The sequence below is a fragment of the Bordetella genomosp. 4 genome, from assembly GCF_002261185.1.
In the GTDB taxonomy this organism is placed as follows: Bacteria; Pseudomonadota; Gammaproteobacteria; order Burkholderiales; family Burkholderiaceae_B; genus Bordetella_A.
Window position 1 is genome coordinate 263,439 of sequence record NZ_NEVQ01000013.1, and the last position, 26,355, is coordinate 289,793.

At 59.0% G+C, this 26,355-nt stretch carries 32 protein-coding genes; 16 read left to right on the forward strand and 16 right to left on the reverse strand.

The features are described from left to right. Position 1 precedes the first annotated feature (1 nt). Together CAL20_RS11450 and CAL20_RS11455 are read right to left on the reverse strand one after the other, a co-directional pair. On the reverse strand, positions 2-1,273 hold the full coding sequence (locus CAL20_RS11450) for an NAD(P)/FAD-dependent oxidoreductase (protein WP_094837923.1): 1,272 nt from the start codon (positions 1,271-1,273) through the stop codon (positions 2-4). Positions 1,274-1,276: 3 nt separating this feature from the next. Further along, on the reverse strand, positions 1,277-1,588 hold the full coding sequence (locus CAL20_RS11455) for a non-heme iron oxygenase ferredoxin subunit (RefSeq protein WP_094821124.1): 312 nt from the start codon (positions 1,586-1,588) through the stop codon (positions 1,277-1,279). Positions 1,589-1,969: 381 nt separating this feature from the next. Here CAL20_RS11455 and CAL20_RS11460 point away from each other — a divergent pair, with 381 nt between their 5' ends. From CAL20_RS11460 to CAL20_RS11515, 12 genes are all read left to right on the forward strand, one after another. Continuing rightward, on the forward strand, positions 1,970-3,055 hold the full coding sequence (locus tag CAL20_RS11460; protein ID WP_094837924.1) for a TRAP transporter substrate-binding protein: 1,086 nt from the start codon (positions 1,970-1,972) through the stop codon (positions 3,053-3,055). Between the two features lie 41 nt (positions 3,056-3,096). Continuing rightward, entirely contained in the window at positions 3,097-5,529 is a 2,433-nt protein-coding gene (locus CAL20_RS11465) for a xanthine dehydrogenase family protein molybdopterin-binding subunit (protein ID WP_094837925.1), read from the forward strand. Then, positions 5,526-6,413, forward strand: a complete 888-nt coding sequence (locus CAL20_RS11470) for an FAD binding domain-containing protein (RefSeq protein WP_094837926.1) — start codon at positions 5,526-5,528, stop codon at positions 6,411-6,413. Before CAL20_RS11465 ends, CAL20_RS11470 begins: the two co-directional genes overlap by 4 nt. After that, positions 6,410-7,600, forward strand: a complete 1,191-nt coding sequence (locus CAL20_RS11475; protein WP_094837927.1) for a xanthine dehydrogenase family Fe-S subunit — start codon at positions 6,410-6,412, stop codon at positions 7,598-7,600. The genes CAL20_RS11470 and CAL20_RS11475 overlap by 4 nt, the downstream gene beginning before the upstream one ends. A 63-nt stretch (positions 7,601-7,663) precedes the next feature. After that, positions 7,664-8,215 carry a TRAP transporter small permease subunit gene (locus tag CAL20_RS11480; protein ID WP_094837928.1) on the forward strand — a complete coding sequence of 184 codons (552 nt, stop codon included), beginning with the start codon at positions 7,664-7,666 and terminating at the stop codon, positions 8,213-8,215. A 1-nt stretch (position 8,216) separates the two neighbouring features. Beyond that, positions 8,217-9,878, forward strand: coding sequence for a TRAP transporter large permease (locus tag CAL20_RS11485; RefSeq protein WP_094837929.1), 1,662 nt, complete (start codon positions 8,217-8,219; stop codon positions 9,876-9,878). Between the two features lie 97 nt (positions 9,879-9,975). Beyond that, positions 9,976-10,929, forward strand: coding sequence for an amidohydrolase family protein (locus CAL20_RS11490; protein WP_094837930.1), 954 nt, complete (start codon positions 9,976-9,978; stop codon positions 10,927-10,929). A gap of 38 nt (positions 10,930-10,967) precedes the next feature. Beyond that, positions 10,968-11,798, forward strand: coding sequence for an alpha/beta fold hydrolase (locus tag CAL20_RS11495; RefSeq protein WP_094837931.1), 831 nt, complete (start codon positions 10,968-10,970; stop codon positions 11,796-11,798). 9 nt (positions 11,799-11,807) lie between these two features. After that, a complete protein-coding gene (locus CAL20_RS11500; RefSeq protein ID WP_094837932.1) occupies positions 11,808-12,863 on the forward strand; it encodes a 2,5-dihydroxypyridine 5,6-dioxygenase in 1,056 nt (351 codons plus the stop codon). Then, positions 12,860-13,483: an isochorismatase family protein gene (locus CAL20_RS11505; protein ID WP_094821134.1), complete on the forward strand. Its 624-nt coding sequence runs from the start codon at positions 12,860-12,862 to the stop codon at positions 13,481-13,483. The genes CAL20_RS11500 and CAL20_RS11505 overlap by 4 nt, the downstream gene beginning before the upstream one ends. Positions 13,484-13,641: 158 nt before the next feature. Next, positions 13,642-14,112 carry a hypothetical protein gene (locus CAL20_RS11510; RefSeq protein ID WP_094837933.1) on the forward strand — a complete coding sequence of 157 codons (471 nt, stop codon included), beginning with the start codon at positions 13,642-13,644 and terminating at the stop codon, positions 14,110-14,112. A 214-nt stretch (positions 14,113-14,326) separates the two neighbouring features. Further along, a complete protein-coding gene (locus CAL20_RS11515; RefSeq protein ID WP_143277060.1) occupies positions 14,327-15,034 on the forward strand; it encodes a lytic transglycosylase domain-containing protein in 708 nt (235 codons plus the stop codon). Positions 15,035-15,052: 18 nt separating this feature from the next. On the opposite strand, the gene CAL20_RS11520 is transcribed toward CAL20_RS11515, so the two are convergent. Both CAL20_RS11520 and CAL20_RS11525 read right to left on the reverse strand, forming a co-directional pair. Beyond that, positions 15,053-15,421 (reverse strand): hypothetical protein, encoded by a 369-nt coding sequence (locus CAL20_RS11520; protein WP_141217674.1) that lies wholly within the window; start codon positions 15,419-15,421, stop codon positions 15,053-15,055. A 187-nt stretch (positions 15,422-15,608) separates the two neighbouring features. Beyond that, positions 15,609-15,794 (reverse strand): hypothetical protein, encoded by a 186-nt coding sequence (locus CAL20_RS11525; RefSeq protein ID WP_094821138.1) that lies wholly within the window; start codon positions 15,792-15,794, stop codon positions 15,609-15,611. A 65-nt stretch (positions 15,795-15,859) separates the two neighbouring features. On the opposite strand from CAL20_RS11525, the gene CAL20_RS11530 reads away from it, so the two are divergent. Both CAL20_RS11530 and CAL20_RS11535 read left to right on the forward strand, forming a co-directional pair. Then, complete coding sequence (locus tag CAL20_RS11530) at positions 15,860-16,462, forward strand: hypothetical protein (protein ID WP_141217675.1); 603 nt, start codon at positions 15,860-15,862, stop codon at positions 16,460-16,462. A 76-nt stretch (positions 16,463-16,538) separates the two neighbouring features. Further along, entirely contained in the window at positions 16,539-17,120 is a 582-nt protein-coding gene (locus CAL20_RS11535; protein ID WP_094821140.1) for an SMI1/KNR4 family protein, read from the forward strand. Between the two features lie 41 nt (positions 17,121-17,161). Here the strand turns inward: CAL20_RS11535 and arsH are convergent, their stop codons facing one another. The 6 genes from arsH to CAL20_RS11565 form a co-directional block, all read right to left on the reverse strand. Further along, complete coding sequence (gene arsH / locus CAL20_RS11540) at positions 17,162-17,887, reverse strand: arsenical resistance protein ArsH (RefSeq protein ID WP_094821141.1); 726 nt, start codon at positions 17,885-17,887, stop codon at positions 17,162-17,164. Continuing rightward, the gene (arsC, locus tag CAL20_RS11545) at positions 17,880-18,302 is read right to left on the reverse strand and encodes an arsenate reductase (glutaredoxin) (protein ID WP_094821142.1); all 423 of its coding nucleotides are present in this window, start codon (positions 18,300-18,302) and stop codon (positions 17,880-17,882) included. The genes arsH and arsC overlap by 8 nt, the downstream gene beginning before the upstream one ends. A 97-nt stretch (positions 18,303-18,399) precedes the next feature. Further along, positions 18,400-19,479 (reverse strand): ACR3 family arsenite efflux transporter, encoded by a 1,080-nt coding sequence (gene arsB / locus CAL20_RS11550; protein ID WP_094821143.1) that lies wholly within the window; start codon positions 19,477-19,479, stop codon positions 18,400-18,402. 5 nt (positions 19,480-19,484) lie between these two features. After that, complete coding sequence (locus CAL20_RS11555) at positions 19,485-20,030, reverse strand: ArsI/CadI family heavy metal resistance metalloenzyme (RefSeq protein WP_256981453.1); 546 nt, start codon at positions 20,028-20,030, stop codon at positions 19,485-19,487. 13 nt (positions 20,031-20,043) lie between these two features. Then, entirely contained in the window at positions 20,044-20,370 is a 327-nt protein-coding gene (locus CAL20_RS11560; protein WP_440898647.1) for an ArsR/SmtB family transcription factor, read from the reverse strand. Positions 20,371-20,488: 118 nt separating this feature from the next. Continuing rightward, the gene (locus CAL20_RS11565; protein ID WP_256981454.1) at positions 20,489-21,616 is read right to left on the reverse strand and encodes an MFS transporter; all 1,128 of its coding nucleotides are present in this window, start codon (positions 21,614-21,616) and stop codon (positions 20,489-20,491) included. Positions 21,617-21,767: 151 nt separating this feature from the next. Between CAL20_RS11565 and CAL20_RS11570 the strand changes: the two genes are divergently transcribed. Beyond that, positions 21,768-22,562, forward strand: a complete 795-nt coding sequence (locus tag CAL20_RS11570) for an AraC family transcriptional regulator (protein WP_094837936.1) — start codon at positions 21,768-21,770, stop codon at positions 22,560-22,562. A 228-nt stretch (positions 22,563-22,790) separates the two neighbouring features. Here the strand turns inward: CAL20_RS11570 and CAL20_RS25615 are convergent, their stop codons facing one another. From CAL20_RS25615 to CAL20_RS11585, 4 genes are all read right to left on the reverse strand, one after another. Further along, complete coding sequence (locus CAL20_RS25615) at positions 22,791-22,958, reverse strand: hypothetical protein (protein ID WP_176456495.1); 168 nt, start codon at positions 22,956-22,958, stop codon at positions 22,791-22,793. A 278-nt stretch (positions 22,959-23,236) separates the two neighbouring features. Beyond that, positions 23,237-23,701: a DUF6644 family protein gene (locus CAL20_RS11575; RefSeq protein ID WP_094837937.1), complete on the reverse strand. Its 465-nt coding sequence runs from the start codon at positions 23,699-23,701 to the stop codon at positions 23,237-23,239. Next, the gene (locus CAL20_RS11580; protein ID WP_094838374.1) at positions 23,701-24,084 is read right to left on the reverse strand and encodes a DUF6152 family protein; all 384 of its coding nucleotides are present in this window, start codon (positions 24,082-24,084) and stop codon (positions 23,701-23,703) included. The genes CAL20_RS11575 and CAL20_RS11580 overlap by 1 nt, the downstream gene beginning before the upstream one ends. 106 nt (positions 24,085-24,190) lie before the next feature. Beyond that, positions 24,191-24,379, reverse strand: coding sequence for a hypothetical protein (locus tag CAL20_RS11585; protein ID WP_094837938.1), 189 nt, complete (start codon positions 24,377-24,379; stop codon positions 24,191-24,193). Between the two features lie 205 nt (positions 24,380-24,584). On the opposite strand from CAL20_RS11585, the gene CAL20_RS11590 reads away from it, so the two are divergent. Continuing rightward, positions 24,585-25,106: a ferritin-like domain-containing protein gene (locus CAL20_RS11590; protein ID WP_094821148.1), complete on the forward strand. Its 522-nt coding sequence runs from the start codon at positions 24,585-24,587 to the stop codon at positions 25,104-25,106. 154 nt (positions 25,107-25,260) lie between these two features. Here the strand turns inward: CAL20_RS11590 and CAL20_RS11595 are convergent, their stop codons facing one another. Continuing rightward, entirely contained in the window at positions 25,261-25,620 is a 360-nt protein-coding gene (locus CAL20_RS11595) for a DUF4148 domain-containing protein (RefSeq protein WP_094821417.1), read from the reverse strand. A 264-nt stretch (positions 25,621-25,884) separates the two neighbouring features. Continuing rightward, complete coding sequence (locus CAL20_RS11600; RefSeq protein WP_094837939.1) at positions 25,885-26,289, reverse strand: RidA family protein; 405 nt, start codon at positions 26,287-26,289, stop codon at positions 25,885-25,887. Between the last annotated feature and the right edge of the window lie 66 nt (positions 26,290-26,355).

Below are 26,355 nucleotides of genomic sequence, written 5' to 3' on the forward strand. Positions count from 1 at the left end.
GTCAGGCTGGTTGCGCCATGCACGATTTAACGAATGGTTTCAAGCCAGTGGCCGTGTCTGCAAAGACCTCTGCGCGAATGCGAACCGATTGCTCGAACAGCGGACGCAATACTCGCAAGTCGCCTCCCGCGTTGATGGCCACGCCGTGTACCGGGACGCCGTCGCGCAACCCCAGATACAAGCATTTGGGAACAGTGTCATCGGGTGCGGCGTCGCCGCGCAGGACATACTCGAGGCCGGGGGACGGGGCGCCCAATATCTGGATATTGCAGCCCAGCTGATCAGTCCAGAACCAGGGGTAGGGGACTGCGGGCCTAGGCGCATTCAGGATGGCAGCCGCGGCGATGGCGGCTTGGGTGTTCGCGTTCTGCCACGACTCGATCCGCACAGGGGAGTCGCCCGGGGACTGATACTGGCTGGCGCAGTCACCTGCTGCCCATATGTACTCGTTCGATGTCCTGCAGTGCCTGTCCACCAGCACGCCGCCAGTCTTGGCGCAAATCGACAGATTGGCGGCGCGGGCAAGCGTGGTATCTGGCGTCAGGCCCACAGAGACCAACACGTGGTCAGCGTCGACGACACTGCCGTCGCCTAACGTGATGGCCATCTTCCCCTCAGCAGAGGTGTCGGCGAGCACGCTGGTCACCGCGACACCCAGGCGCACGTCCAGCCCCATGGCCTGGGCGCGCTGCGATAGCCAATCGCTGACCTGCGCGGGCAACACCCGGCCCAATAATGCAGGTCCGCCTTCGAGCACTGTCACGTGGGCGCCGCGCTGCTTGGCGCTCCAGCCGGCCTCCAGACCGAGGAAACCGCCGCCGATCACTACCAATCGCACACCAGGCTTCAGGGCCGAACCCAAGGTCATTGCGTCGTCGAGGGTCCGCAGCGTGTGCACGGCCGACGAGCGCGGCAACATGGGCAATTGCTTGGCTCGTCCTCCCGTGGCCAGCAGACAGGCGTCGTATGTCAACGTTCTGCCATCCGACAGGCCGACCTCTCGTCGTTGGGTATCAAGCGATTGAGCGCTGACGCCGTTGATCACCTCGATGTCCTGTTCCGAATAAAACTCAGCCGGATACAACCTGCCTATGGCGGGATCGACGCTCTGCTCCAGGGCGGCCTTGGACAGGGGAGGGCGCTCGTATGGCAGATGAGGCTCATTGCCGATTATCGTGATGCGTCCGTCATAGCCCAGATCGCGCAGCGTGCGTGCCGCGACCGCACCTGTCTGGCCGGCGCCGATGATCAGAATGGTTTTCGGCGTGAGCATGGTTCAGGTGTCCAGTTGGGCATAGACGGCGCCGTCCTCGACGCGAACCGGGTAAACCCGGATAGGTACCGTGGCGGGTCCGCATTGGGGAATGCCCGTACGCAAATCGAACTGTGCTTGATGCAGCGGGCATTCCACACAGCCGTCTTCCACATACCCCTCGGCCAACATGGCATGGCCGTGCGTACAGATGCCGTCGGAAAGAAAGAACTCGCCGCCGCATTTGTATAACGCCAACTGAGCCTGGCCTGCCGTGATTGAAATGGCGCTGTCGTCGTCGATATCCTGCACCGAGGCAATGCGAGTCCAATTCATGGGTTTTCCTTTGAAAATGATCAGCACACTGAATAAATTCTAGCAGTGAATTTTTTTCTTATCCAGTTCTGAATCGCGCATTTTTCAGGCATTGGGGAATGCCCTGATTGTCTTGTCGCTTCCGGCTTTAATCGGTTAATTAATGCATATATATAGGAACATTTGCGGAAATGTCGCTGCGTCGAATTATCGAAAATCGCGCGCGTCAGCTTCGGAAAAAAACCTATTGACTGATTCCATAAATAGTCAGCATACTGATCATAAATCAGCTTGAGTTTTGGTTTGGTCGTGTCATGGTCCGGTGGCACGGTCTCTGCGCAGCGCGCCGGATACTCCACAGCAAAGGGCCGAATACGGCCATTCATAACAAGGGAAATAGCTATGCAACGTCGTCGTTTCTTGACCCACGCCGCAGGGATCAGTGCAGTGGCCGTAGCGGCGCCTGCCGTGGCGCAGAGCGCTACAACCGTCCGCTGGCGCATGTCCACCAGTTGGCCCAAAAGCCTCGATGCCATGTACGGCTCGGCCGAGGCGCTCACCAAACGCGTCGCCGAGTTGACCGACGGGAAATTTGAAATCCGCGCCTTTCCCGCCGGGGAGCTCGTGCCTCCCGCACAGAACATGGACGCTGTCAGCAATGGCACCGTAGAGTGCAACCACGTTCTCGCCACCTTTCATATCGGAAAGAACACGGCGTTGGCTTTCGATACCGGTTTATCGTTCGGATTGAGCGCGCGCCAACATAACGCATGGATTCACTACGGTGGCGGCCTGGAAAAGCTGCGCGCGCTCTACAAGAAATACAACATCGTCAATCATGTCTGTGGCAACGTGGGTGTCCAGATGGGAGGATGGTTCCGCCGCGAGATTAAAACCGTGGAAGATCTCAAGGGGCTCAAAATGCGCATCGGCGGCATTGGGGGAATGGTGCTCTCGAAACTGGGCGCAATCCCTCAACAGATTCCGCCTGGCGATATCTATCCCTCGCTGGAAAAAGGCACGATTGACGCGGCTGAATGGATCGGCCCCTATGATGATCTGAAGCTCGGCCTGAACAAAGTCGCACCATACTATTACTCGCCCGGCTGGTTCGAGGGCAGTGCCTCGATCACCACCATGGTCAATGCCGAAGCCTGGAATGCGTTGCCGCCCCTTTTCAAGGCGGCCTTCGAATGCGCCAGCTCCGAGCAGACCATGAAGATGCTCGCCAAATACGATGCCGGCAACCCCGGCGCCTTGAAATCGCTGATCGCCGGCGGCGCAAAGCTGTCGTTCTTTCCCCGCGATGTCATGGATGCCGCTTACAAGGCCTCGCAAGAACTCTGGAAAGAACTGGGCGCGTCCAATCCCGATTTCGCCGCGCTGTATCCGCAATGGGCCGAGTTCCAGCGCGACGAGGCGAGTTGGTTCCGTGTGGCCGAGAGCGCACTTGATAACTACACATTCCAGGCAGTGACCCGCCGTTGAACCATGTGGCGGCGAGCCGCCGCCGATTTCCTGAGGTATTTATGCACGACAAGCCTCTCGCTTCGAAGAGTGCGGCACCGCAAGGTGTCGGCGCACGCGTCCCTCGCAAAGAGGACATCCGGCACCTCATGGGCAAAGGCCAGTTTGTTGGAGACATGTCCATGCCAGGCCTATGCGAAGTCGCGTTTCTTCGCAGCCCCTTGGCTCATGCCAGCCTGGACCGGATCCACTTGCCGCAATCGCTCGCGGGAAAAGTATTCACCCGCGAGCATATGCAGGTGCGAGACATCGTCGCGGATTCGACCCTGCCTACCTATCAGCGTTCCGCACAGCCGCCCCTGGCCAGCGGGAAAGTGCGATTCGTCGGTGAACCCATCGCCATGGCCATTGCGGCCTCTCGCGCGGAGGCCGAAGACCTGATCGAGGAGCTCAATGTCGACTATGGCGAGTTGCCCGTCTACGCCAATACGGAATCGGCGCTCGCGGCCACGGACCACCTGGTCCATGAAGAATGGCGCGACAACGTATTCGTCACCTTGAAGGCGGATCGCGATTTCGACGTGGCGGCGCTCGATGCGCCGGTGGTCGTGCGGCGGCGGGTCGAGCTGGCGCGTCAATGCATGGTGCCCATGGAGGGCAAGGCTGTGCTGGCCTATTGGGACCATCGTGATGATCAACTGGTTGTGGTCAGCGCTACTCAAGTTCCGCACATGATACGTACGGGGTTGGCTGAATGCCTGGAGATGGATCAGACCAAAATTCGGGTCATCTCCCCGGATGTGGGCGGCGCCTTCGGATACAAATGCGTGCTGCAGCAGGAAGAGGTCTGTATCGCATGGCTGGCAAAGACGTATAAACGGCCTTTTCGCTACCTCGAAGACCGTCGAGAGCATCTCATCGCCGGCGCTAACACGCGAGAGCACTACTACGATATGACGGCCTACGCCGATCGCGACGGACGGCTGTTGGCGCTCGACGCGCACATCGTGATCGACGGCGGCGCCTATTCGGTCTGGCCGTTCACCATCGGTCTGGAGCCTGGCCAGGCGACCGGCAATCTTCCCGGTCCGTATGATTTTCAGCGATACCGCTGCCTGACGCAGTGCGTGGCGACAAACAAACCTGGTTTCGTCCCATACCGCGGGGTGGCGCGCACCGGGGTGTGTTTTGCCATCGAATTGATGATGGATGCAATCGCCTACGAGGTCGGCCGCGAGCCCTGGGACATCAGACTGCTGAACCTGGTCAAGCCAGAGCAGATGCCCTATGTCAACGTCGCGAACAAACACTTCGACAGCGGCGACTATCCCGCCAGCCTGCGCCGAGCGCTGGAAATGATTGACGCACCCGCGATACGCGCTCGGCAGGCGCATGCGGAACGGGATGGACGTTTGATTGGCCTCGGCGTAGCGACCTATACCGAGCAGTCCGCGCACGGCACCTCGGTGTTCGCAGCATGGGGAACGCCAGTGATACCGGGCTACGACCAGGCCGGCGTCAAGGTCACTCCCGACGGTGGTCTGGAGATACGCGTGGGCGTGCATTCTCATGGACAGGGAATGGAAACGACGTTTGCCCAGATCGCCAACGAAATTCTGGGTGTCGATGTCGAGAACATCAGGGTCATACACGGCGATACGGGCCAAACGCCATTCTCCACCGGAACCTACGCGTCGCGCTCGCTGGTGATGTCGGGCGGGGCGGTCGCTCAGGCGTGTAAAGCGCTGGCGCCGCGCATTCTGCATATCGGCGCGCACTTGTTGAAGGCCGAGCCTTCCACGGCCGAACTGCGCGCTGGTGCGGTATGGGCGGGGGACAGTTCTGTCGGGATTCGTGACGTCGCCCAAGCGTGGTACATCAATCCCCAAACCCTGCCGGCGGACGCGCCTGTCGGCGGCCTCGAGACCACCGTGGGATACAAGCCCAAGGTCGACACTGGCGCATTTACCTACGCCACCCATGCCGCCGTGGTCGCGGTGGACCCTGGCACAGGCGAAGTCGAGATTCTGGACTATGTCGTGGTCGAAGACTGCGGCACCATGGTGAACCCCATGGTCGTCGAGGGGCAGACCTTTGGGGGAATTGCGCAGGGCTTGGGAACGGCACTGTACGAGGAAACTCCCTATGACGAAAATGCGCAGCCCTTAGCCTCGACCTTTGCCGACTATGTGATGCCAGGCGCCACGGAGGTTCCCCATATCCGCATCGATCATTTTGAAACCCCGTCGCCGCATACCGAGTTCGGCGCCAAAGGCATGGGGGAGGGAGGAGCCATTGCGCCGCCCGCTGTGATCTACAACGCGGTGAACGACGTGCTTCGGCGGTTGAATGCGCCGGTAGTAAACCGTACGCCGCTGACGCCCGCCAGATTGCGGCATGCCTTGGCGGGTGCGAATAGCGCAGCCGCGGACGCGGTCGCGACGCACCCGGCACCATCTGCGACGGTGCAAGCCGAGGTGGAGGCTCAATCATGAAGGCAGCACGTTTTGTTTACTCATGTCCCGTGACGCTGAGCGACGCGCTCGCGAGCCTGCAAGGCGCCGAAGCCGTCGCCAAGCCCATGGCGGGCAGCCAATCCCTGGGCCCTATGTTGAACCTGCGTTTGGCGCGCCCTCCCGCCGTGGTGGATGTCTCTCGTGTAGCGGAAATGCGCCAGGTCGAGCGCCGTGGTGATCGCCTGCGGGTGGGCGCGGCGGTGACGCATGCGGAAATCGAGGATGGCGTGCATGAATTGCTGCGCGGCCACCCCATGCAGCACGTCGCGCAGCGCATTGCCTATCGTGCAGTCCGCAATCGCGGGACGCTAGGCGGCAGCCTTGCACACGCCGACCCCGCGGCCGACTGGGTCGTCGTCTGTGCCGGGCTGGATGCCAGGATAGAAATCGCCGGGCCGCAGCAGGCGGTGCGCCACGAGAGCGTTCAGCAATTCATGGCTGGCACCTACACAACCTCACTCCAGGAAGGCGAACTCATCGTCGCCGTCGATGTTCCTGCCTTCAGCGCTGACTCGCGATTTGGCTACTACAAATTCTGCAGAAAGACCGGGGAGTTTGCCGAGGCCAGTTGTGTGGCGTGGTTTGACCCCGCCAGTCGCACCGCCCGGATAGTGCTGGGCGCCATTGACGCCACGCCCCGCTCGCTGACGGCATTGGCGCATGCTTGTGCCAAGACAGGCAGATCAGCCGTCACGGCAGCGTCGATACGTTCGGCGGTAGCACACGCACTGCCCGAGAAAGACGACGTCGAGCGCCATCTTTACGAAACCGCGGTGACCCGCTGCCTTGATCAAGCGCTCAACGGCGCGTCGCTGGCGGCAGAACCCTCCTTTGAACGCAAGGCGAGCGAGATAGCGCCATGAATAGAGTTTCCATGACAGTCAATGGCCAACAGGTGTGCCATGACGTTCCCCCGCGGATGCATCTGGCGGATTATCTGCGCGACAAAGAGCATCTCACCGGTACGCACCTGGGGTGCGAACACGGCGTGTGCGGAGCCTGTACGGTGCTGCTCGACGGCAAGCCCGTCAGATCCTGCATAACGTTCTCGGTTGCTTGCGAGTCGCGCAACATCACCACGGTCGAAGGCTACGACGATGACCCGGTCATGCAGCGTTTGCGCCTGGCTTTTCGCGCAAATCACGCCCTGCAGTGCGGGTTTTGTACACCAGGCATGTTGGCGACCGCCCGCGACATCGTGTTGCGCCTGCCGGATGCGGACGAAAAGCGGATTCGTATCGAACTCTCCGGCAATCTGTGCCGCTGCACGGGGTATATGGGGATAGTCGCGGCAATACGGTCGGTCCTCGACGAGTTGCGCGAGATGCCCGATCCCGCGGTCACGGCCTTGCGCGCCGCGCTATCCACGCCAGCGATCATTCCTATCGTCCACGAAAAGACGATGCCGGTTTTCGAGCCGGCAGAGCCCATGAACGGCGCTGTGGAACGGGAACAACCCTCGGCGCCTGCCTCGCCCGGAAGAGGCGAGAGCAAAGGAAAAGGGCAGCATATCAACGGTGAGTTCACATTGCCCTTTCCGCCCGAACAGGTCTGGTCATTCATGGTGGATCTCCCCATGGTGGCGGGCTGCCTGCCCGGTGCGCAGATAACGTCCCAACAGGGCAACGAAGTCCAGGGTCACATCGGCATCAAATTCGGTCCGATGCAGGCCGCGTTCCAGGGGACTGCGCAACTCGAGCTCGACAACGAAAAGCGCCTCGCCGTGTTGCATGGCACGGGGCGCGATACCGTCAGCCAGTCTCGCGCACAGGGCGATATCCAGTACCGGATATTGGCCGCAGGGCAGGGCACGCGAGTCGAGATTGATATGGACTATGCGCTGCAGGGTCCATTGGCACAGTTCTCGCGCTCAGGCCTGGTGCAGGACTTCGTGCGCCGCATGATCGCCGAATTCGGGCGCAACGTCACGCGCCGCATCGAGAATCCGAGCTCGGCGGACGAGCCAGTCAAGGCCTTGAATCCCGTCGCGCTGTTCTTCGGCGTACTCAAAGACCGGATTCTGCGCTTGTTCCAGCGACGCCGGCGATAGCCCGGTACGCACGGCGTGACGCTTTCCCATCAACCGCACTTTATCGACATCAAGAGACTGCCAATGCAAGCCTTGCTTAGGGTATCCCATGTCATAGACGCAATGAGCACTTTTGTAGGCCGCATTGTGGCTTGGCTTATCCTGGCCATGGTGCTGATCAGCACGGCCAACGCCTTTGGGCGCAAGCTTTTTCATACCAGCTCGAATGCGTGGCTGGAAATCCAGTGGTATATGTTCGGCGCACTGTTCCTGCTGACAGCAGGCTATGCATTGCTGCGCAATGATCACGTGCGCGTCGATATCATCGCTCAGCAATTCTCGCGCCGGGCCCAAGTACGCATGGAAATTGTGGGCGTGCTGTTTTTCCTCTTGCCCGGTTGCGGTCTGATCATGTGGCTGGCGTGGCCCATGTTTTGGGAATCCTATGTCAGTGGCGAGATGTCTTCCAATTCAGGTGGCCTGATCCGCTGGCCCGCGAAATTGCTGGTGCCGTTGGGTTTCACCTTATTGATCGTGGCGGCCCTGTCGCACCTCATCAAGTGCGTGGGATTTCTGAAAGGCCTGCGCGGCGATCCGCGCGAACGCGAAACGAATTCGGCAAAAGAGGCAGACTGACATGGAATTCTTTATCGGCAATATGGCGCCGATTATGTTCGCCACGCTGATTTTTCTGCTCTTGACTGGGTTTCCGGTAGCGTTCGCATTGATGGCCAACGGCATCCTGTTCGGCGTGATTGGCATGGAACTGGGCCTGCTTTCGCCGTCGCTGTTCCAGGCATTGCCGCAACGCGTATTTGGCGTCGTATCCAACGATACCTTGCTGGCCTTGCCGTTCTTTACGTTCATGGGCCTGGTACTGGAACGATCCGGCATGGCAGAGGAACTGCTGGAAACCGTAGGGCAGCTCTTTGGTCCAGTGCGTGGCGGCCTGGCGGTGGCAGTGGTGGCGGTCGGCGCCGTTCTGTCTGCAACGACCGGGGTCGTGTCGGCGTCCATCATTTCGATGGGGCTGATTTCCTTGCCCATCATGCTGCGGTATGGCTATGACCGCCGACTGGCCACCGGGGTGATCGCCGCCTCTGGCACGCTATCTCAGATTATTCCTCCCTCGTTGACCTTGATCATCCTGGCCGATCAACTGGGCCGCTCCGTGGGAGACATGTATCGCGGCGCGATCTTGCCAGGCATATTGATGATCGTCGCGTACCTGATCTACGCCCTCGTGCTCACCTGGATTCGACCGGCCGCGGGGCCGGCCATGCCGGTCGCTGCGAGAGATTTCGGTCAGGCCAATGGATCATCGGGGATTCGGTCCTTGGTGGTGTTGATGCTGATCTCCAGCCTTTGCGCCTATTTCCTGACCGTCAATGTCATTGATCCGAACGCACCGATCGACGAGACGGTCGTGATCGCCATCATCTGTTGGGGCTCCGTTGCGTTTCTGTTGGCCTCGCTCAACCGGATGTTGCGTCTGGGATGGCTTTCAACGATTGCCGAGCGCGTCACGTTTGCATTGATCCCTCCGCTGGCGCTCATCTTTCTGGTGCTGGGCACGATATTCATCGGGCTGGCCACGCCCACGGAAGGAGGAGCAATGGGAGCGCTGGGCGCAATCGTCATGGCGCTCTTCAAGCGTCGGCTCAGCTTGCCCCTGTTGAAACAAGCCATGGACTCCAGCGCCCGGTTGACGTGTTTTGCACTGTTCATCCTGATCGGTTCCACGGTGTTCGGTCTCACGTTTCGCGCTGTGAATGGCGATCTTTGGGTGGAACATCTGCTGGTGTCCGTACCAGGAGGCGAAACCGGCTTTCTGATTTTCGTCATGGCCTTCGTGTTCGTCGCCGCATTCTTCCTGGATTTTTTCGAGCTGGCTTTCATTATCGTGCCCTTGTTGGGGCCGGTGGCGGACAAACTGGGTATCGACCTGATCTGGTTTGGCGTGCTGCTGGCGCTGAACATGCAAACGTCATTCATGCATCCGCCATTCGGCCTGGCCTTGTTTTACCTGCGATCGGTTGCGCCGCGCGAGGATTATCCAGACAGGGTGACGGGCGCCATGATTCCAAAGGTCACCACAGGCCAGATCTATTGGGGTTCCTTGCCGTTCATCGCCATTCAGTTGCTCATGGTGGCCATCGTTCTGTGTATTCCCTCGTTAGTGACGCACTACCGCGATGGCGTGAAAGAAATCGATTCTTCCAATGTGCGCATAGAGATGCAAGGAGGGGGCTTTGACACCAACTACGGCGCCAACATGAGCAATCCTTTCGGCAAGTAGGATTTTTTTTAGAACCATTCATCAGTGTGCTGAATACTTTCGGCCAGAGCTAGCGGACGGTCTGCCGTCCAGCATTTAATCACCAGGAAACAGCGCCATGCGAAAGATTGCATTTGAAGAGCATTACACCGCCCCAGGCTTTCAGGAATACTCCAAAGTATTCGCGCAGCATATCGACGCCGCCACCTATGCAGAGACCGGACGCCGTCTCGCCGACTTCGACGAGCTGCGGCTCGCGGATATGGACCAGAATGGCATTGACTATGTCATCCTGTCGCAGACGGGACCAGGGGTGCAGGCCGAACCGGATCCCGCGACGGCGTTGCGACGCGCACGGGAGAATAATGACTTCCTGGCCGAGCGCGTCGCCAAGAACAACCGCAGATACGGCGGCTTTGCCGTCATCCCGATGCATGATCCCGAAATCGCGGCCGATGAGCTCGAACGCACGGTGCGCGACTATGGTTTCAAAGGCGCATTGATCAATGGCCATACGAATGGCACCTATTACGATGGACGCGAGTACGACGTATTCTGGGAACGTGTGCAGGCGCTGCAGGCGCCGATCTACTTGCATCCTGCCGATGCGTACGTAATGCCCCATGCCTATGGCGGCCATCCCGTGATCGAACGCGCGACTTGGGGGTGGGGCGTCGAGACAGGTACGCATGCGCTGCGCTTGCTGTTTGGGGGAGTGTTCGATCGATTCCCCGGTGTGCGCTTGATCTTGGGACATATGGGAGAGGGGCTGCCATTTCTGCGCTGGCGCTTTGATAGCCGATTTGCGGTGTATCCCCATGGTGTGAGGCTCGAACGGGCGCCTTCGGCATATTTCGGGTCCAACATCTTGATCACCACCTCGGGTGTCTGCTCGCATCCGACGCTGGTGGCTGCCATTGCCGAAATGGGCGCAGAGGCCGTCATGTTTTCGGTGGACTATCCCTACGAGTCCAGCGCGATCGCCGCCGAGTTCATCGAAACCGCACCGCTCGATGAGGCCACCCGCGCATTGGTGTGCCATGGCAATGCCGAGAGACTATTCAAACTCTGATCGATCCCGACGCGGATTCTTCTCAGCAAGGATTTCCTATGAGCACCTATCAATACGGCGGTCATGTTCATGCCAATGGCATACGCCAGCATTATTTGCGTTATGGCGGGACGAAACCGGGACGAGATCCCATCATCATCATTCCCGGGATTACCAGCCCGGCGGTGACATGGGGTTTTGTGGCCGAGCGTTTCGGATCGACGTTCGATACTTACGTCCTGGATGTGCGGGGCAGGGGATTGTCCCAGGCGGATGCGTCTCTCGATTACAGCCTGGACGCACAGGCGGCGGATGTCCTGGCCTTTGCGCAGGCGCTGGGCCTCGAGCGATACAGCATCGTGGGGCATTCCATGGGAGCACGCATCGGCATTCGCGCCGCACGCAGCCAAGCGTCGGCGCTCCACCGTCTCGTGATGGTGGATCCGCCCGTGTCTGGTCCCGGACGTCGCCCGTATCCGGCGCAGTTGCCCTGGTATGTCGGATCCATGGCTCAGGCGCGCGCGGGAATGAGCGCAGCAGACATGTCCGTATTTTGCCCGACCTGGACGGAAGAACAACGGCAATTGCGGGCGCAATGGCTGCATACGTGCGACGAACGCGCCATCCTGGCGAGCTTTGACGGCTTTCATATGGACGACATTCATGCCGACCTGACCCATCTGAAAATCCCGAGCCTGCTCATCACTGCCGAGCGCGGAGACGTGGTGCGCGATGACGATGTCAATGAGCTGCAGGCCTTGGTGCCCGGGTTGCTGCATGTTCGAGTGCCGGACGCTGGCCACATGATTCCGTGGGACAACGAGGAAGGCTTTTATGCCGCGTTCGGCACATTTCTTGGTGCGGCCCTGCCGGGCCCGAATCCACGTTGAGGTGACACGATGCCGGTAAGTGATTACGCAATGGTCAACGCCTGGCAGCAGGTATTGACGCTGTCCCAACTGCAACCGGGACAAACCGTCACCATCCTGACGGGGGCAACGACACACGCCCAGACCCTTTCCACCGCTCTTATCGCGGCGCAGTCGATGGGCGCCATCGTCAATCGCCTGGACTTGCCCCCGGTCAATGGCGACAAGGCGCTCAGCCGCGACCCGCTCGCATACCTGGGGACGACACCCTTGACGGGCAACCAGGCCGCCATCGCCGCGCTAAAGGCCAGTGATCTCGTGCTCGATCTGATGACGCTGCTGTTCTCGCCCGAACAGCACGAGATACTCAAAAGCGGCACCAAGATCCTGCTGGCAGTGGAACCGCCCGAAATCCTCGTCCGCATGGTGCCCACGGCAGCGGACCGCGAACGCGTCAAACAGGCATCTGCCTGCATCGAGGCAGCCAAGACCATGCACGTGACTTCGCCGGCAGGGACCGACGTACGCTTCGCGCTTGGGGAGTTTCCTGCGATCAGTGAGTACGGATACGTGGACGAACCCGGCAGGTGGGATCATTGGCCCAGCGGATTTGCACTGACCTGGCCTGACGAAGGCAGTGCCGAAGGGGTGATTGTCATCGACCGTGGCGACATTCTGCTGCCGCAGAAATGCTACGCGAATGACGCGATCAGAATAACCGTGTCCGGTGGGTATGCCACGCATATCGAGGGCGGTGTCGACGCCGAGCTGCTGAGCAGCTACATGGCTTCCTTTAACGATCCGGAAGGCTATGCGATCTCGCATATAGGCTGGGGCCTGCAGCCGCGCGCACATTGGAGCACGTTGTCGCTCTATGACCGTGAGGCCTCTATTGGCATGGATGCCCGTGCATTCGAGGGGAATTTCTTGTTTTCACTAGGTCCCAATAACGAGGCTGGCGGCAATCGCACGACTGCCTGCCATATCGACATTCCGTTGCGTGGCTGCACGGTTCGCCTGGATGACCAGATTGTCGTCGAACACGGCAAGGTCTTATTTCCCCCACCATCAGGAGCGAAGCAATGACACGACAGCAGGATGTCGAGACCTACAGCCGCCAAAGCTTCGGCACGGCCATGGCGCCCAAAGCGCCGTATGGCCTGTTGATCGTCGATTTTGTCAACGGATTCGCCGATCCCGCCGTTTTCGGCGGAGGCAATATTCGCCCCGCCATCGATCGCACCGTGGCATTGCTGGATGCGGCTCGATCACGTAAATGGCCGGTAGCGCATTCGCGTATCGTCTATGCCGATGATGGCGCCGACGCCAATGTTTTCTCGTTGAAAGTGCCCGGCATGCTTGGGCTGAAGGAGCACGAGTCCAATAGCGCCATCGTGCCCGAACTGACACCGATCGCAGGGGAGTTGGTCGTGCGCAAGAACGTGCCGTCGGCGTTCTTTGGCACAGGGCTCGCGGCATGGCTATCGTTTCATGGCGTGCAAACCCTGTTGGTGGCCGGCGCGGTCACCAGCGGCTGTGTGCGGGCCAGTGTCGTCGATGCCATGCAATACGGCTTTCGGCCCCTGGTGGTCACTGACTGCGTAGGGGACCGGGCGATTGCGCCGCATGAGGCGAACTTGTTCGATATGGAGCAAAAATACGCCACGTTGATGTCGAGAGACGAGGCGCTGGCGATAAGCGCCTAGCAGGGCACGGGATAGGGCGCTGCGCCCGGGTGCTGCGCCCGCGTGCAAGGTAGAGAATTCAAATACACTACCGCACGGTCAGTGTTCCCTATTCACCTCAGACGCTCTGTGATTTTTATTTGACGATGTCGGCTATCCGTAACCCCAAGTTCCCTTTGATGTCGAAATTTGCGATAGGCGCGGGCCTGTTCAGTATTGGTTTAGCCTTGGTGGGGGCTCCATTCCAGAGCCGCGCGCAGGAGGCGGCAGGCGCTCAGGTCGCCCAGACTCTCTCGTCCACGGGCCATCCGGCGCCAGGTACCGACACATTTGGGCAGCCGCAGTTTGTACTCTCCGGCGACCCGAGCGTGCCGCCGCGCGACTACAGCAAAGGCATCGAGGTCCCCCAGCCGCAGGACTACGATCCCCGGACGGTCGGCATCATCTACGACGTCTGCTTCCTGGGCATCGAAGACGGAAATATGCAGTTCGAAATCCGTGGCTTTTCGGCCGAGGACCTGGACTTGCCCGAAAGCGGCCAGACCATCGAGTTTCCTGCTGATCAAAAGACCATTGTCATCCGCGATCTGAAGATCGAAATCGATGAGGTACTGCCTGGCAGTTTGACGTACGTGGTTCGACGGTCGTGATCGCTCAGCGGCTGCATGTTGCAGCGACCAGCAGCCGTTGACCTACGCTGAAGACAACAGCGGTCGATAGGCATTGATCCATGCCGTGGTACGGATCAATGCAAATCACGCCGGTCAAATAACTGTCATCTTTCTGTCGTAGCATCCGCATCCAACGCTACAGGGTGCGCTCGTGGCGTGGGACCGTTTCGACACGACAGCCGGGGAGGGCACATTGAAAAGGAAATCATGGCGCAGTACCGCCAGACTTTTCCTCGTCGCCCTGAGCTTGCTGGTATTGCTGCCCACCTCGTTTGCCCAAACGGGGAAAGCCAAGGCGAAGACAAAAACTGCTACTAAACACCGTGCACCCGCGCCATCGGCCATGCAGATCATCGAAAACGGCATTGTCGTTGCCGAGATCAACGTCCGCGGTGGTGAGCTGGTCTTGTCCTTTCCTGCGCCTATAGTCGCCAAAGCTGCGCCCAGGCAACTTCAAGCGCCGGCGATATCCGACCCAGCGCAGCACTACGATCCCGTGATTCGCGAAGCGGCCTGGCGCTACGGCATGGATCCCGATCTACTTCACGCCGTCATCAAAGTCGAATCGAATTACAACCCCCATGCTGTTTCACCTAAAGGTGCGACGGGTCTGATGCAGATCATGCCCGCCACCGGCATGGAACTGGGTTTCGCCAACCCGCGACGGGATCTATTGATTCCTGCCAATAACATCGATGCGGGAACCCGTTACCTGGCATGGTTGAAAGACCAGTTCGACGGCGATCTGAGTCTGGCGCTCGCGGCCTACAACGCCGGCATAGGGGCTGTGACGCGGAACCAGGTGCTGTCCAATTATCCCGAAACGAGCAAGTACGTCAGGTCCGTGTTGGATCTGTACCGTCAGGCTGAACTGACGGCCTTGCTGCGTGCACGCTATTGAAAAGCCTCAGACCTCGAATCAAAGCCCGGCAGGGCGGCCGTATGGTCCCGGAGTACCGGCTTCGCGCAACACATTCTCAAACTCGCTGGCGAGGACACTGAGTCGCTCATAGCTGAAAGCGGCCACATGCACATCACGGCTGGCGTGCTTCAGATCGTTGAACAAGTTTTCCTCGTCGCCTTCTAGCCGCCACAGGATCCGGCCCTGCTCGTCGTCCTGGCGATAGGCAAACACGGAATAACAGTCGAACAAGGTCCCGCAGGTCAGGTTGTAGGGCCACGCCGCTTCGCTGAAGTCCTTGCCGTCTTCTTCGTCATAAGAGCACAGATCATCGTACAGCGCATGAAACAGGCGGTGTTTGTCAGTGCCCCGATATCGATCGGTCAAGCGTGGCTTCTTTTGGAGATCTTGCAAGCAGCCAAGTAAGTAACCGTCGAAGTAAATCAGGTCTTCGAGGCTACCCAGTGGCTACCCCTCAAACCAAAGTCTGCCATGGCCCATACGCGATGCTGGATCGGCCACCACATATTCGATGGCGATTATTGCTTTGTTTCCGATCAGTTGAGTCATGACCTTATGTGGCAATGACCAGAGACAATGCGACAATGGCTACCATCATCAGGGCGCCTGAAATGCCGGCGGACGGCCGGTAATCCGGCCCCGTGCCGTTGTCCTTGAACTGAAACGGCTGGGTGTAGCCGATGAACAGACTCGCAGCCAAGGCAACCACAGCCAGGAAACTCAAAACGTAAAGATGCATCGAACGACTTTAGCACACGAGTACCGTCTGGCCTTGCCTCCTGCACCGCCAGGAACAAGACATTCATGAGCCGACGTCCCATACAACTCGTCTCCATCCCGATGCAGGTCGCCTCGGGGCACCTGCGCTCAATCGAACCGCAGACGCCGGGCAGGGCTCGCCGGCGCGAGCAGGGCGCGCCATTGCTGCATCTACGTGTGGACGTAGCCGGAAAATCCCAACTCGCATTCACGCTCCCGGCCTCCGGGAATCAGGTGCCTGCCGCAATTGGCGACTTGCTGGAAATTGCCTACATCGACTATCCCGGGCACAGAAAGATCTACGGTCTGCGCAACCGAACTCGGCAAACCGTCCATCTGGCGGCTGCGGCCAAACCCGTTACTCCTTTCGCCGCCCTCTGCATGGCCTTGCTGCTCGTGGGACTTGGCGGTGTAGGCGCCTACGCTATGACTGCAGCAAACGGCCGGGGCGAGGCTGTCATCGTGCCCATGGCAGCCTTGCTGTTTGCGCTGAACCTGTTGGTAATCTGGCTGGGGTATGACTCTTATGTGCCTGGCACTCCTCAGCCGGGCGGCAGGCACCACCTCAAGGCCGCGTGCAAAGCACTCGCGCTAAGTCGCAAGGAAATGCGCAGCGTGCGCATGTCGCGTGCTGGTGCTAGCGTCTGAGGAGGTATAGTGTTGCGCCCTCAAGGTTCACGCCTTTGCCGCGAACCACGATTTGTCTTTGATTCAGGAAGCTTGTATGACCATGACCGCCGAACAGTTTCACCAACGCATGTGGGAGATTCTGGAAATCGTGGACACTGACTATTTCGAGGCCCTGTCCGCACCCGCGCCCGAAGCAAAAGCGATCGCTAGCCTGGAGGCCGCTGTCGGCTTTCCGCTGCCTGCGGCGTTTGCCGCGTTCTGCCAGCGCAGCAACGGTCTGTCCGTGATAGCGCGTGAAGACGTCTGGCCGCATGCGCAGGAATTCGACGTTGGCCCCGCCTGGACGTTCTGGCGCGGCCTGGTGCTCCTGGGTATCGACACGCCGGAGTTGCCCGAATGGGCCAGCATTTCTGCGCATCAGCGCCAGCTGGCCGAGGCTGGTTTACCCGGCATCCTACCCGTGCTGAAGATCGTCGGCGACGGCAGCCGGATCTGGGGCGTGGATCAAGAGGGAACAGTCGTCGTGATTGATGACTTGACCGATCCAGAGCCACTCAGCGGTGACCTCACCGATCTCTACGCCGAGCAGATCGCCGAACTGGTGCAACGCCAGCAGGATATGGCGCTGCGATTGGCCGAGCGTGCGGCGCGCAAGAAGCCCAGGTTGCCCGGCTAGGCGGACAGCAAGTGGGTGGTCTACAGTTATAGATCGCCTGCTCAGATGGATTGTTGATTCAGCCGCTTTGAGAGTTCAGCGGACGTTTCTTTACGTTCGCTATAACGGTCCAACAAATACGGTCCGATATCGCGTGTGAGCAAGGTGAACTTCATCAATTCCTCGACGACGTCGACGATCCGGTCATAGTACGGGGACGGCTTCATCCGTCCGCTGTCATCGAACTCTTGATAGGCCTTGGCCACGGAGGATTGATTCGGGATCGTCAACATCCGCATCCAGCGGCCCAGCACTCGCATCTGGTTCACGGCATTGAATGATTGCGAGCCACCGGATACCTGCATGACCGCGAGTGTCTTGCCTTGAGTTGGACGCACGGCGCCGGCCGACAATGGTATCCAGTCGATCTGTGTTTTCATGAGGCCAGTCATTGCGCCATGTCGCTCTGGCGAGCACCAAACCATTCCCTCGGCCCATTGAGCCAGTTCATGCAGTTCGCGCACCTTGGGATGTCCTGCGCTGGCGACGTCGTCTACCAATGGCAGCCCGGAGGGATTGAACAGCCGGGTTTCTCCGCCCAGCGCTCGAAGTAGTCGCGCGGCTTCTTCCGCGACCAGCCGGCTGTACGAGCGCTCGCGCAGCGAGCCGTACAACAAGAGAAAGCGCGGTGCATGAGTCGCTCGGCGCGGAGAAAATAATTGCGCTGTATCCGGCAATTGAAACAGCGAACTATCGATGTTCGGCATATCCTTCAGCGCGTCAGACACGTCGACCCTCCGCATCGACGACAGGCTCGCCGTCTTCCTTGTTAAAGCTTCCCCGTTGTGGCTGGGGCAGGATATCCAACACAGCCTCCGAGGGCCGGCACAGACGGGTTCCTAACGGCGTGACAACAATAGGGCGGTTGATGAGAATCGGATACTCGAGCATGAAGTCAATCAGTTGATCGTCAGTCCATTTTTCATCGGACAGTCCCAGCTCATCATACGGGGTGCCTTTTTGGCGAAGCAGATCGCGCACCGGATTGCCCATTGCAGAGATCAGCGTTTTCAGCGTTTCTCTATCGGGCGGGGTCTTCAGATACTCGATAACGTGTGGTTCTTCGCCGCTATTCCGGATAAGTGCAAGCACGTTTCGAGAGGTGCCGCAAGCAGGGTTGTGATAGATCGTGATGGAACTCATGGAGCACCTTTATTGAGACAAAATCCCCATCAATGGGTCGAAGGTTTCGCGTGCAGCGGCATTTACCGGCTGCACGAACGGGCACGCCCGGTACGGATCAATTCCGCTTGACGCCTGCGTCGTACCAACCTTTGCTGCGATTGACGATTCGTACAACGAGCAACATGATGGGCACCTCGATGAGTACGCCCACGACTGTCGCCAGCGCAGCCCCAGAGTGGAATCCAAACAGGCTGATCGCCGCGGCGACGGCCAGTTCAAAGAAGTTTGACGCACCGATCAGCGCAGAGGGGCACGCAATACTGTGCTGTTCGCCAACACGGCGATTGAGCCAGTATGCCAGGCCGGAATTAAAAAACACCTGGATGAGAATAGGCACAGCCAACATCGCAATGACCAATGGCTGGCTAATGATGGCCTCGCCCTGAAACGCGAACAGCAGCACCAAGGTCAACAGCAAAGCAGCCATCGAGAACGGCCCGATGCGTGTCAATGCGGCATCAAACGTGGCCTGTCCGCGACGCAGCAGCGCACGCCGCCAGAGCTGCGCAACGACGACCGGAATCACAATGTACAGACCGACAGATACCAGCAGCGTATCCCACGGCACCGTGATGGCCGACAGGCCCAGCAACAGCCCCACAATCGGCGCGAACGCGAACACCATGATCGTGTCGTTCAACGCTACCTGAGACAACGTAAACACCGGATCGCCACCGGTCAATCGACTCCACACAAAGACCATGGCCGTGCATGGCGCGGCCGCTAGAAGGATCAACCCCGCGATGTAGCTATCCAATTGGTCAGCGGGCAGCCAGGGAGAAAATATCTGGCGAATAAATAACCAGCCCAGCAACGCCATCGAGAACGGTTTCACCGCCCAATTGATGAACAACGTTACCCCGATGCCGCGCCAATGCTGCTTGACCTGGCCCAGCGCACCGAAATCCACCTTCAACAGCATCGGGATGATCATGACCCAGATAAGGATCCCGAGCGGCAGGTTGACCTGCGCGATCTCTAAACGTCCGATCGCCTGCGATAGCGCAGGCAGGAGCCTGCCGACGGCTACTCCCAACACGATGCACAGAAAGACCCACAGCGTGAGGTAGCGCTCAAAAACGCTCATCGCAGGGCGCTGGCGCGGGATCTGCGCCGACTCTACATTGGACAGCATCGTCTTTACTCGTGAGGCTTGCTAATACCGCGACGCTCGTTCTGGTGCGACATAGCATCCAGGCAGTCAGGCGGCAAATTGGTACTCGGCGCGCAACCACTGGACGGGGCCGGCGTTTGAGGCGACGGCGCACAGCAGCCAGTCACTGCAGATGGGATGGCAGTCGTGCCACGCGAAACACCATAAACCGGAATGGTGCCGAGAGTGTGAAAGTGCTCCCAGGCAAGTCCCTGCGGATCAGTGACCCAGTATTTTTCGCTACGGGCGTAGCAGCAGACCGTTTCTCCCTGGTCGTCCAATAGCAAGCTGGCAGCCTCTGCCCTGGACTTCAATGCGGCGAGTTCCTCGGCATCCTCTGTCTGAATACCGAAATGATCGACGCCATGGCTGACGCCACGGGTGGATATCGCGAAGTTCACAGGCGGATCGTCGAGCATCCATTTTGCATAGTCCGACTCGATGCGGGCCGGCGCCTGGGCAAAAAGCTGCGAGTAGAAACCAATATTCTTGGCTAAATCATCGACGTGTAAATGAACGTGAAAGCGCTTCATGGATAACTCCGGATCAGCAGGTGGTGCAACGTTCGGGACTGGAAACTTCGCAGGCGGCACCTTCGCAACAGTGTTCTGTGAGATAGCCCAGCAGCCCATTCATCTGAGAAAAGTCGGCTCGGTAGATCAGGTTGCGGCCGTGCTGTTCGATACTGACCAGGCCGGCATGTGATAGCTCTTTCAGGTGAAAGGAAAGGGTATTCCTGGCCACATCCAATCGCTCGGCCAGAACGCTCGGAGTGAGGCCCGAAGGCCCGGCAACAACCAAAGCGCGAAAGACGCGCAATCGTTGAGCGTGTGCCAGGGCGCCGAGCGCCGAAATGATTTGGTCTTCTTTCATGATTCGATAATACAACAAATATTGAATCATTGGATAGATGAGCCTGCCAACGATGCTCCACATCTGAGTTCGCGGCGCTCGCACGCCGCGACACATTGTTGACGGAGGGCTATGCCAATCACGCGGCGTGGCTGATTTTCTGAGCTCGACCGGCTCGCATGCCTATGACCGCGGCCAGTACCGCCAAGATGGTGCACAGCCCGAGGGGAACGTCCCACCCGCCCAGAGAGTCGTGCAGCGCACCCATGGCCATCGGGCCCGCTGCGGCCAGCAAATAGCCGATGCACTGCGCCATTCCAGACAAAGCTGCCGCTTGCTGCGCGTTCGTCGTACGCAGACTGATAAAGGCCAAGCCAAGAATGATGCCAGCCCCGGTGCCTATACCGAAGAGAATCGACCAAACGAGCGCGATTCCAGGGGCTACCATAAACCCGCCAAGCGCGGTCGCCGAGCATAGCGCGACGACCGCCGCCGCCAAGCGCTGGTCCCGCATTCGGCGCATGATCGGTGTGAGCAGAAAACCCGGTATTGCCGTGGCCAACTGCAATACGCCATGCAGCGATCCTGCCTGGTTTGGCGACATTCCTGATTCGGTCAGGATGGTGGGCAGCCATCCAATCGCCACGTAGTAAATCGTCGAGATCAGGCCAAGGAACAGCGTGACCTGCCACGCCAGACGGGAACGCCAGACCGTGCCGCCGTGGGGTGGGGTGGCTGTACCTGGGGCGGGCCGCGAATGCCCCGCCAATTGCGTGGACCACACGGCGATCGCCGCCGCCGGCAGGATGAGGAAAGCCAACAGAGCCGTGGTCCATCCCCATGCATGTGCGAGGGGAGCAATAGCGGCGGATCCTAACGCAGCAGCAACGCCCATCGCGAGCGCATACGCGCTCGTAATCGCCGTGACATTGTGCGGAAAATCGCGTTTGACCAGGCTTGGCAGCAGCACGTTTCCTACCGCAATACCCATCCCGATGATCCACGTGCCGAGATACAGGCTCCAGATCGATTCGGCTGACCGGATCGCGATGCCGGCAGCGATGGCGATCATTGCCCCGAACAACGTGCGCTCTAACCCGTACTCACGGGCAAAAAGTGCGCTGAAGGGGGAAAGCAGGGCGAATGCGAGCAAGGGAAGGGTGGTGAGAGCGCCAGCGGCCGCGGTGCTCAGCCCCAGATCGGCGCGAATAGCGTCCAGGAGCGGGGGCAATCCCGTGATCGGCGCGCGCAGATTTGCGGCAATCAAGAGGATTCCGATGAACAGAATAGGGTACGTTGAGGCTCGACCGTGTGTTGATGTCGTCATGAAGTTCTGAGGGAGTATTAGGGAATTCCCTAACTCTACGCCTCAAGACGGCGATCATAATAGAGAATGAATGACAATTAATCTCTAAAAAATGACAACACGTGCCCCGTTGGACCAGACGCTGTGCCATTTCGATCCGGATGAGATCGACCGGCCTGTCATTGCCTGGCGTATCGAAGTCGAGCAAAACGAAGCCGAACAACCCGTGCATACGCATCGAAAAGGCCAGCTCATTATGGCGCTGCACGGCGGCGTTACGTGCGAGGTGCCAAAAGCAATGTGGATGGTTCCGCCGCATCATGCCGTCTGGATACCGGGCGGAATGCCGCACAGCAATCGGGCGACCGACAATGCTCGGATCTACTTTCTATTCATTGAGCCGACAGCTGCCCGAATGCCGCAGGAATGCTGCACGGTCGCGATCTCGCCGATGCTGCGGGAAATGATCAAGTATCTTGCGGATCTAGGGCCCGATTACCCAGACAACGGGCCGACCGCCAGATTGGCAGCAGTGCTGCTTGACCAGGTTTCGGCGGCGCCTATTGAGCAGTTGAATTTGCCGATTTCCCAACATCCAAAGATTCGTCGCATTACCGATGCGCTGGCTGCAGATCCGTCTGATCGGACTACCTTGGCAGATTGGGGTGATCGATTGGCGATGAGCGAACGAACCTTGGCGCGTCTGGTCATGCGAGAGACTGGACTGACGTTCGGGCGCTGGCGACAACAGCTCCATCTCATCGTTGCGTTGCGTCAGTTGGCGGCAGGAACGACCGTCCAGCAAGTTGCCGGGAATCTCGGCTACGACTCGGTCACGGCGTTTATTACGATGTTCAAGAAGGCTCTAGGGCAACCGCCGGCGCAGTACTTTTCTACGTTGCGGTAAAAGCAGGGTGCGTGGCTGCGTCAGGGTCCATTTGGTGGCCGTACGACTATTTAGTCGGGCTTTGCAGTGCGTATTGATTGTCTTGAACAGACGACGCAGGCGGGAGATTGGTAGCAACTTGGGCCGATGTTAGGCCCAGCGAGTACGGTGGGCCTATCCCGGGTCAAGCCGGTTCAGCGCCGCCATTAGGCGGGCTGAAGGATGCTGGAGGCGAACTGCAGCCGGAAATTAACCCGAGTGCGGGCGCTTACCGGGATTTTTCTTGTGGTGGGTATGCGAGCCACGCTCCAGGCTGCAACGCTGGCCGCCGCCTTGTTTCTTAAAGGTCACGCCCTTGGGAGCGACGGGAGCGGGAGTGCGCTTGCGGTCGGCTTCCGTAACGATCTTGTTGCCCATGGAAAATCTCTCTGGTTTGGTTAAACCCGGTATTGTTCCACATTCACTTAGTTTTTTCTTGCGAAGCAGGGAGCAGACAGTGGAAATTGTGGTTTGCTTTGAACAGACGGGGTACCGCCCGGGCGGCCACGCGATTTTGCTAAATCCATTACTTTACATAATATACATTATGCGGTTATTGGATAGGTATCGGGCAGGCCTCATCTCGATCCTGTGAAATCATTGGCCACGTCCTTTTCGGCCCGCGTTTGTATATGCCCTGATTGATACCTGGCGCACTATAAAAAACCGATCCACCGTCCCGCAACGATGGCACCCAGCCAGACAAACAGCGACATCGCCGCGTGCAGCTTAACTCTCGTTGGTATCGATTCGCTCTGCATGGCCTGGCGCCATGGTCCCCCGTAATGCAGCCACAGAGCATTCGCGATTCCCAAGGCCAGCAATCCCAGTTTGGCGAGAAACGCAGAGTTATCCAGGTAGTTCTGAGGATTGACGGCGAACAGGCACATTCCTGTTAACAGCGCCGCTAGCAGTCCAGCAGCTGCCAGGCGCGACAGATAAGGCCCTGCCGTGGCCAATGGCAAGGTGCGTGCGGCCCCCAACAGGCGCAAATCCAGCGCCGCAATAGCCCCAAAAAGCAGACCGATCGACGCGACATGCCCTGCGTTGACCAGCAAATAGGCGGTGCCGGAACGCCGCAGCATAGCGGCCAGAGGCCAGCCAGCGATCCAGTCCAGCATTATTTTTTAATACGGTCCGGATAAATATCGTAGGTTTTGCCGCCTACGGTGATTTGCACGGCCTTCATGCGTTTCTCCGCATGATCCTGCGCGCGGTTACCTGTCGCAGTAATCGTATCGCCCGGTTTGGCGGATGACTCATCAAACCCGGCGCGGCTGGTCTGGTTGGGATTGCCCAGCTCTACGCGCCACAGACCATCCTGAGTTTCGACATCCAGCCAAGGATGTGGCGGCGCGACCTGCACTTGCTTGACCGTGCCCGTGAGCTTGATTTGCTCGGCGTCGGCCCATGACCAGCCGTGGTGCGCGAGCGCCTGGGGCATGGCAATGAAGACGGAAGCGGCCGCGCATAGCGTGCTGGCTGCGATGAGGCGGTGAGACATGACGACACCTTTGACGTTGTGCTTCACTATTCATCAACTGGCAATGAATCGGCGCCAGCCGGCGTGTGAACGACTATAACGTAGTCTTTTTTCCACCGGGTTTCAGTCAGTCGTCTTTTCCGTGCGTCGGTTTTTCGTAGGCATCCCTACCCGGCCGCGTCCGCTCGCCGCCAGCGGGATAGCCGGAGTCGCTATAGGGATCGGTGTTGGTCTTTTCCAATGGCTTTTTTCGGGCAAGCTCCTGCAATTTCTCGCCTAGATGTTCCTTTTGACCTTCCGGTTGATGAGGGCTCATTGAGTGCTCCAGTTGATGATGGGTTCTGGGAGCCCATTTGGTCGCAAGCGCCATACCTAAGCATGCGTCTGGCGGCGCGTTAGTCACAGACACACCAGCGATTTGCGCGGCGCATGAAACGCGAGAATTCGAGTCTGCTACGGGAACGCCGGATGCTGACGATCCTCCGCGGGCCGCACTCACGATGGCCTGACTGGAGATTGCTATGGAACGAAATGACTCAAAGGCAAGCGAGCACCTCATGGACTGGCTGAGGGATGCGCACGCCATGGAAGAACAGGCCGAAACGATGCTCACCAGCATGGCCTCACGTATTGAAAACTACCCTGACCTGCATCAACGTATTCAACGCCATATCGAAGAAACGCGCGAACAACAGCGTTTGGTGCGCAGTTGCATCGAGCGGCGTGGCGGCGATACCTCGATGCTCAAGGATCTTACCGCCAAGGCAATGGCAACTTTTCAAGGATTTTCCGGCGTTTTTGCGTCCGATGAGGTAGTGAAAGGCAGTCTGTTCAGCTTCGCCTTTGAAAACCTCGAAATCGCGGCGTATACCCAACTGAAAGAGGCCGCCAGCTTTGTAGGCGATACGGAGACCGCCGAGATCTGCCAAAGAATTCTGGTGGAGGAACAGGCGATGGCCCAATGGCTGGCGGACAACTCCCCTGCCCTTGTGCGCCATTTTCTGGCGCGTGCGCAAGATCCGGACGCGCAGGCAAAGCGATAACGAAATATCTGTGGCCGACGTGGAGGCGTCGCTGCATGTGCCGTCTCGTTTATTAATTGATCAACTCAAGGCCGGCACCATGGGGCGGATCCGGCGGGATCCGTGCCCCATATATATCGATCAGGTTGCATAGGCGTTCTACACAAAATGTCAATCAACCGTGTTGTGCTACGGGGTACTCCTGTTCGCCGTACGTGATCAGCCCTTGCGCCTTGGCGTCGGCCAATTCGCTACGGACTTCGGCACGGCTCTTGTCGCTGGCGATAGCCACGGGCACCGGATATGGGGCTTCGCCATCGCTGATCTGACCTGCTGCGCGAGCGGCGGCCAGTTCGGCGCGAACTTCCGCGCGGGTCTTGGTGCTGACAATGGATGCAGGCAGCGGGGACGGTGCTTCGCCGAAGCTCGCTTCGCTTGCTGCGAGTTGAGTCAGCGGCTCGCCATTGCCGCCATCAGCGTGGGCGGTGCCGATCAAGGCGGAAAAAACGATCAAGCTGGTCAGTGCGATTTTCATCGTGATACTCCTCGTGAATGATGGGAAAACTTGGGTATCAGCCCAGGCCGTTTAGTTGCCGGACTGCGTTCACGAAGATTAATTAGGCTTGCGGACTGGCAGAAGCCATTTGCCTGACACTTCAGAGTTGTATGTATGGCAACAATTCATCCCGGTGGGGCTTCGGCATTCGCCGGATCAACGTAACGATGTCGCGGATTGATGAATAGCATTCGACGTGAATGCGGGTCTGCACCCACCGACTGTTGGCGGGTGCGCGCCAACTCAGGCGGCCGCAGTCTCCGGCAACTTGGCGATCACTTTGATTTCAAACTGGAAGCCAGCCAACCAGGTAACACCGACAGCCGTCACAGTCGGATACGGCGCTTTGCCCCAGAACTCTGCAGCAACAGCCCACGCCCGTTCGAAATGCGTCTGCGGGTCGATCATGAATACCGTCACATCGACCACATCGTCGAAAGTGCATCCGGCCTCGGCGAGGATGGCATTGAGATTTTTGAACGCCAGACGAACCTGGTCATCAAGATTCGGCTCGGGAGAACCATCGAGCCGACTACCAACCTGGCCTGACACGAACAACAGGCCATTGGCACGGATAGCAGGGGAATATCGGTGTAGTTCGTACAGGGCGTGGCGTTCGGCCGGAATAACAACGTCGCGGGTGGTCATCTGACAAATTCCTTAAGTTGTGGCAGGCGGAGCCACTATATAAGGGCGTTAATCGCTGATAAACCA

Bases quoted from the DNA above. Each gene is read 5' to 3' on its own strand.
- CAL20_RS11555 (WP_256981453.1), bottom strand. From the start codon at position 20,030: ATGAAGCGCTTTCACGTTCATTTACACGTCGATGATTTAGCCAAGAAT.
- CAL20_RS11500 (WP_094837932.1), top strand. From the start codon at position 11,808: ATGCCGGTAAGTGATTACGCAATGGTCAACGCCTGGCAGCAGGTATTG.
- CAL20_RS11465 (WP_094837925.1), top strand. From the start codon at position 3,097: ATGCACGACAAGCCTCTCGCTTCGAAGAGTGCGGCACCGCAAGGTGTC.
- CAL20_RS11525 (WP_094821138.1), bottom strand. From the start codon at position 15,794: ATGCATCTTTACGTTTTGAGTTTCCTGGCTGTGGTTGCCTTGGCTGCG.
- CAL20_RS11600 (WP_094837939.1), bottom strand. From the start codon at position 26,289: ATGACCACCCGCGACGTTGTTATTCCGGCCGAACGCCACGCCCTGTAC.
- arsC (WP_094821142.1), bottom strand. From the start codon at position 18,302: ATGAGTTCCATCACGATCTATCACAACCCTGCTTGCGGCACCTCTCGA.
- CAL20_RS25615 (WP_176456495.1), bottom strand. From the start codon at position 22,958: ATGGGCAACAAGATCGTTACGGAAGCCGACCGCAAGCGCACTCCCGCT.
- CAL20_RS11505 (WP_094821134.1), top strand. From the start codon at position 12,860: ATGACACGACAGCAGGATGTCGAGACCTACAGCCGCCAAAGCTTCGGC.
- CAL20_RS11580 (WP_094838374.1), bottom strand. From the start codon at position 24,084: ATGTCTCACCGCCTCATCGCAGCCAGCACGCTATGCGCGGCCGCTTCC.
- CAL20_RS11450 (WP_094837923.1), bottom strand. From the start codon at position 1,273: ATGCTCACGCCGAAAACCATTCTGATCATCGGCGCCGGCCAGACAGGT.
- CAL20_RS11560 (WP_440898647.1), bottom strand. From the start codon at position 20,370: ATGAAAGAAGACCAAATCATTTCGGCGCTCGGCGCCCTGGCACACGCT.
- CAL20_RS11570 (WP_094837936.1), top strand. From the start codon at position 21,768: ATGACAACACGTGCCCCGTTGGACCAGACGCTGTGCCATTTCGATCCG.
- CAL20_RS11535 (WP_094821140.1), top strand. From the start codon at position 16,539: ATGACCATGACCGCCGAACAGTTTCACCAACGCATGTGGGAGATTCTG.
- CAL20_RS11480 (WP_094837928.1), top strand. From the start codon at position 7,664: ATGCAAGCCTTGCTTAGGGTATCCCATGTCATAGACGCAATGAGCACT.
- CAL20_RS11595 (WP_094821417.1), bottom strand. From the start codon at position 25,620: ATGAAAATCGCACTGACCAGCTTGATCGTTTTTTCCGCCTTGATCGGC.
- CAL20_RS11585 (WP_094837938.1), bottom strand. From the start codon at position 24,379: ATGAGCCCTCATCAACCGGAAGGTCAAAAGGAACATCTAGGCGAGAAA.
- CAL20_RS11485 (WP_094837929.1), top strand. From the start codon at position 8,217: ATGGAATTCTTTATCGGCAATATGGCGCCGATTATGTTCGCCACGCTG.
- CAL20_RS11475 (WP_094837927.1), top strand. From the start codon at position 6,410: ATGAATAGAGTTTCCATGACAGTCAATGGCCAACAGGTGTGCCATGAC.
- CAL20_RS11455 (WP_094821124.1), bottom strand. From the start codon at position 1,588: ATGAATTGGACTCGCATTGCCTCGGTGCAGGATATCGACGACGACAGC.
- CAL20_RS11490 (WP_094837930.1), top strand. From the start codon at position 9,976: ATGCGAAAGATTGCATTTGAAGAGCATTACACCGCCCCAGGCTTTCAG.
- CAL20_RS11575 (WP_094837937.1), bottom strand. From the start codon at position 23,701: ATGCTGGACTGGATCGCTGGCTGGCCTCTGGCCGCTATGCTGCGGCGT.
- CAL20_RS11590 (WP_094821148.1), top strand. From the start codon at position 24,585: ATGGAACGAAATGACTCAAAGGCAAGCGAGCACCTCATGGACTGGCTG.
- CAL20_RS11470 (WP_094837926.1), top strand. From the start codon at position 5,526: ATGAAGGCAGCACGTTTTGTTTACTCATGTCCCGTGACGCTGAGCGAC.
- CAL20_RS11510 (WP_094837933.1), top strand. From the start codon at position 13,642: ATGTCGAAATTTGCGATAGGCGCGGGCCTGTTCAGTATTGGTTTAGCC.
- CAL20_RS11460 (WP_094837924.1), top strand. From the start codon at position 1,970: ATGCAACGTCGTCGTTTCTTGACCCACGCCGCAGGGATCAGTGCAGTG.
- arsB (WP_094821143.1), bottom strand. From the start codon at position 19,479: ATGCTGTCCAATGTAGAGTCGGCGCAGATCCCGCGCCAGCGCCCTGCG.
- CAL20_RS11530 (WP_141217675.1), top strand. From the start codon at position 15,860: ATGAGCCGACGTCCCATACAACTCGTCTCCATCCCGATGCAGGTCGCC.
- CAL20_RS11495 (WP_094837931.1), top strand. From the start codon at position 10,968: ATGAGCACCTATCAATACGGCGGTCATGTTCATGCCAATGGCATACGC.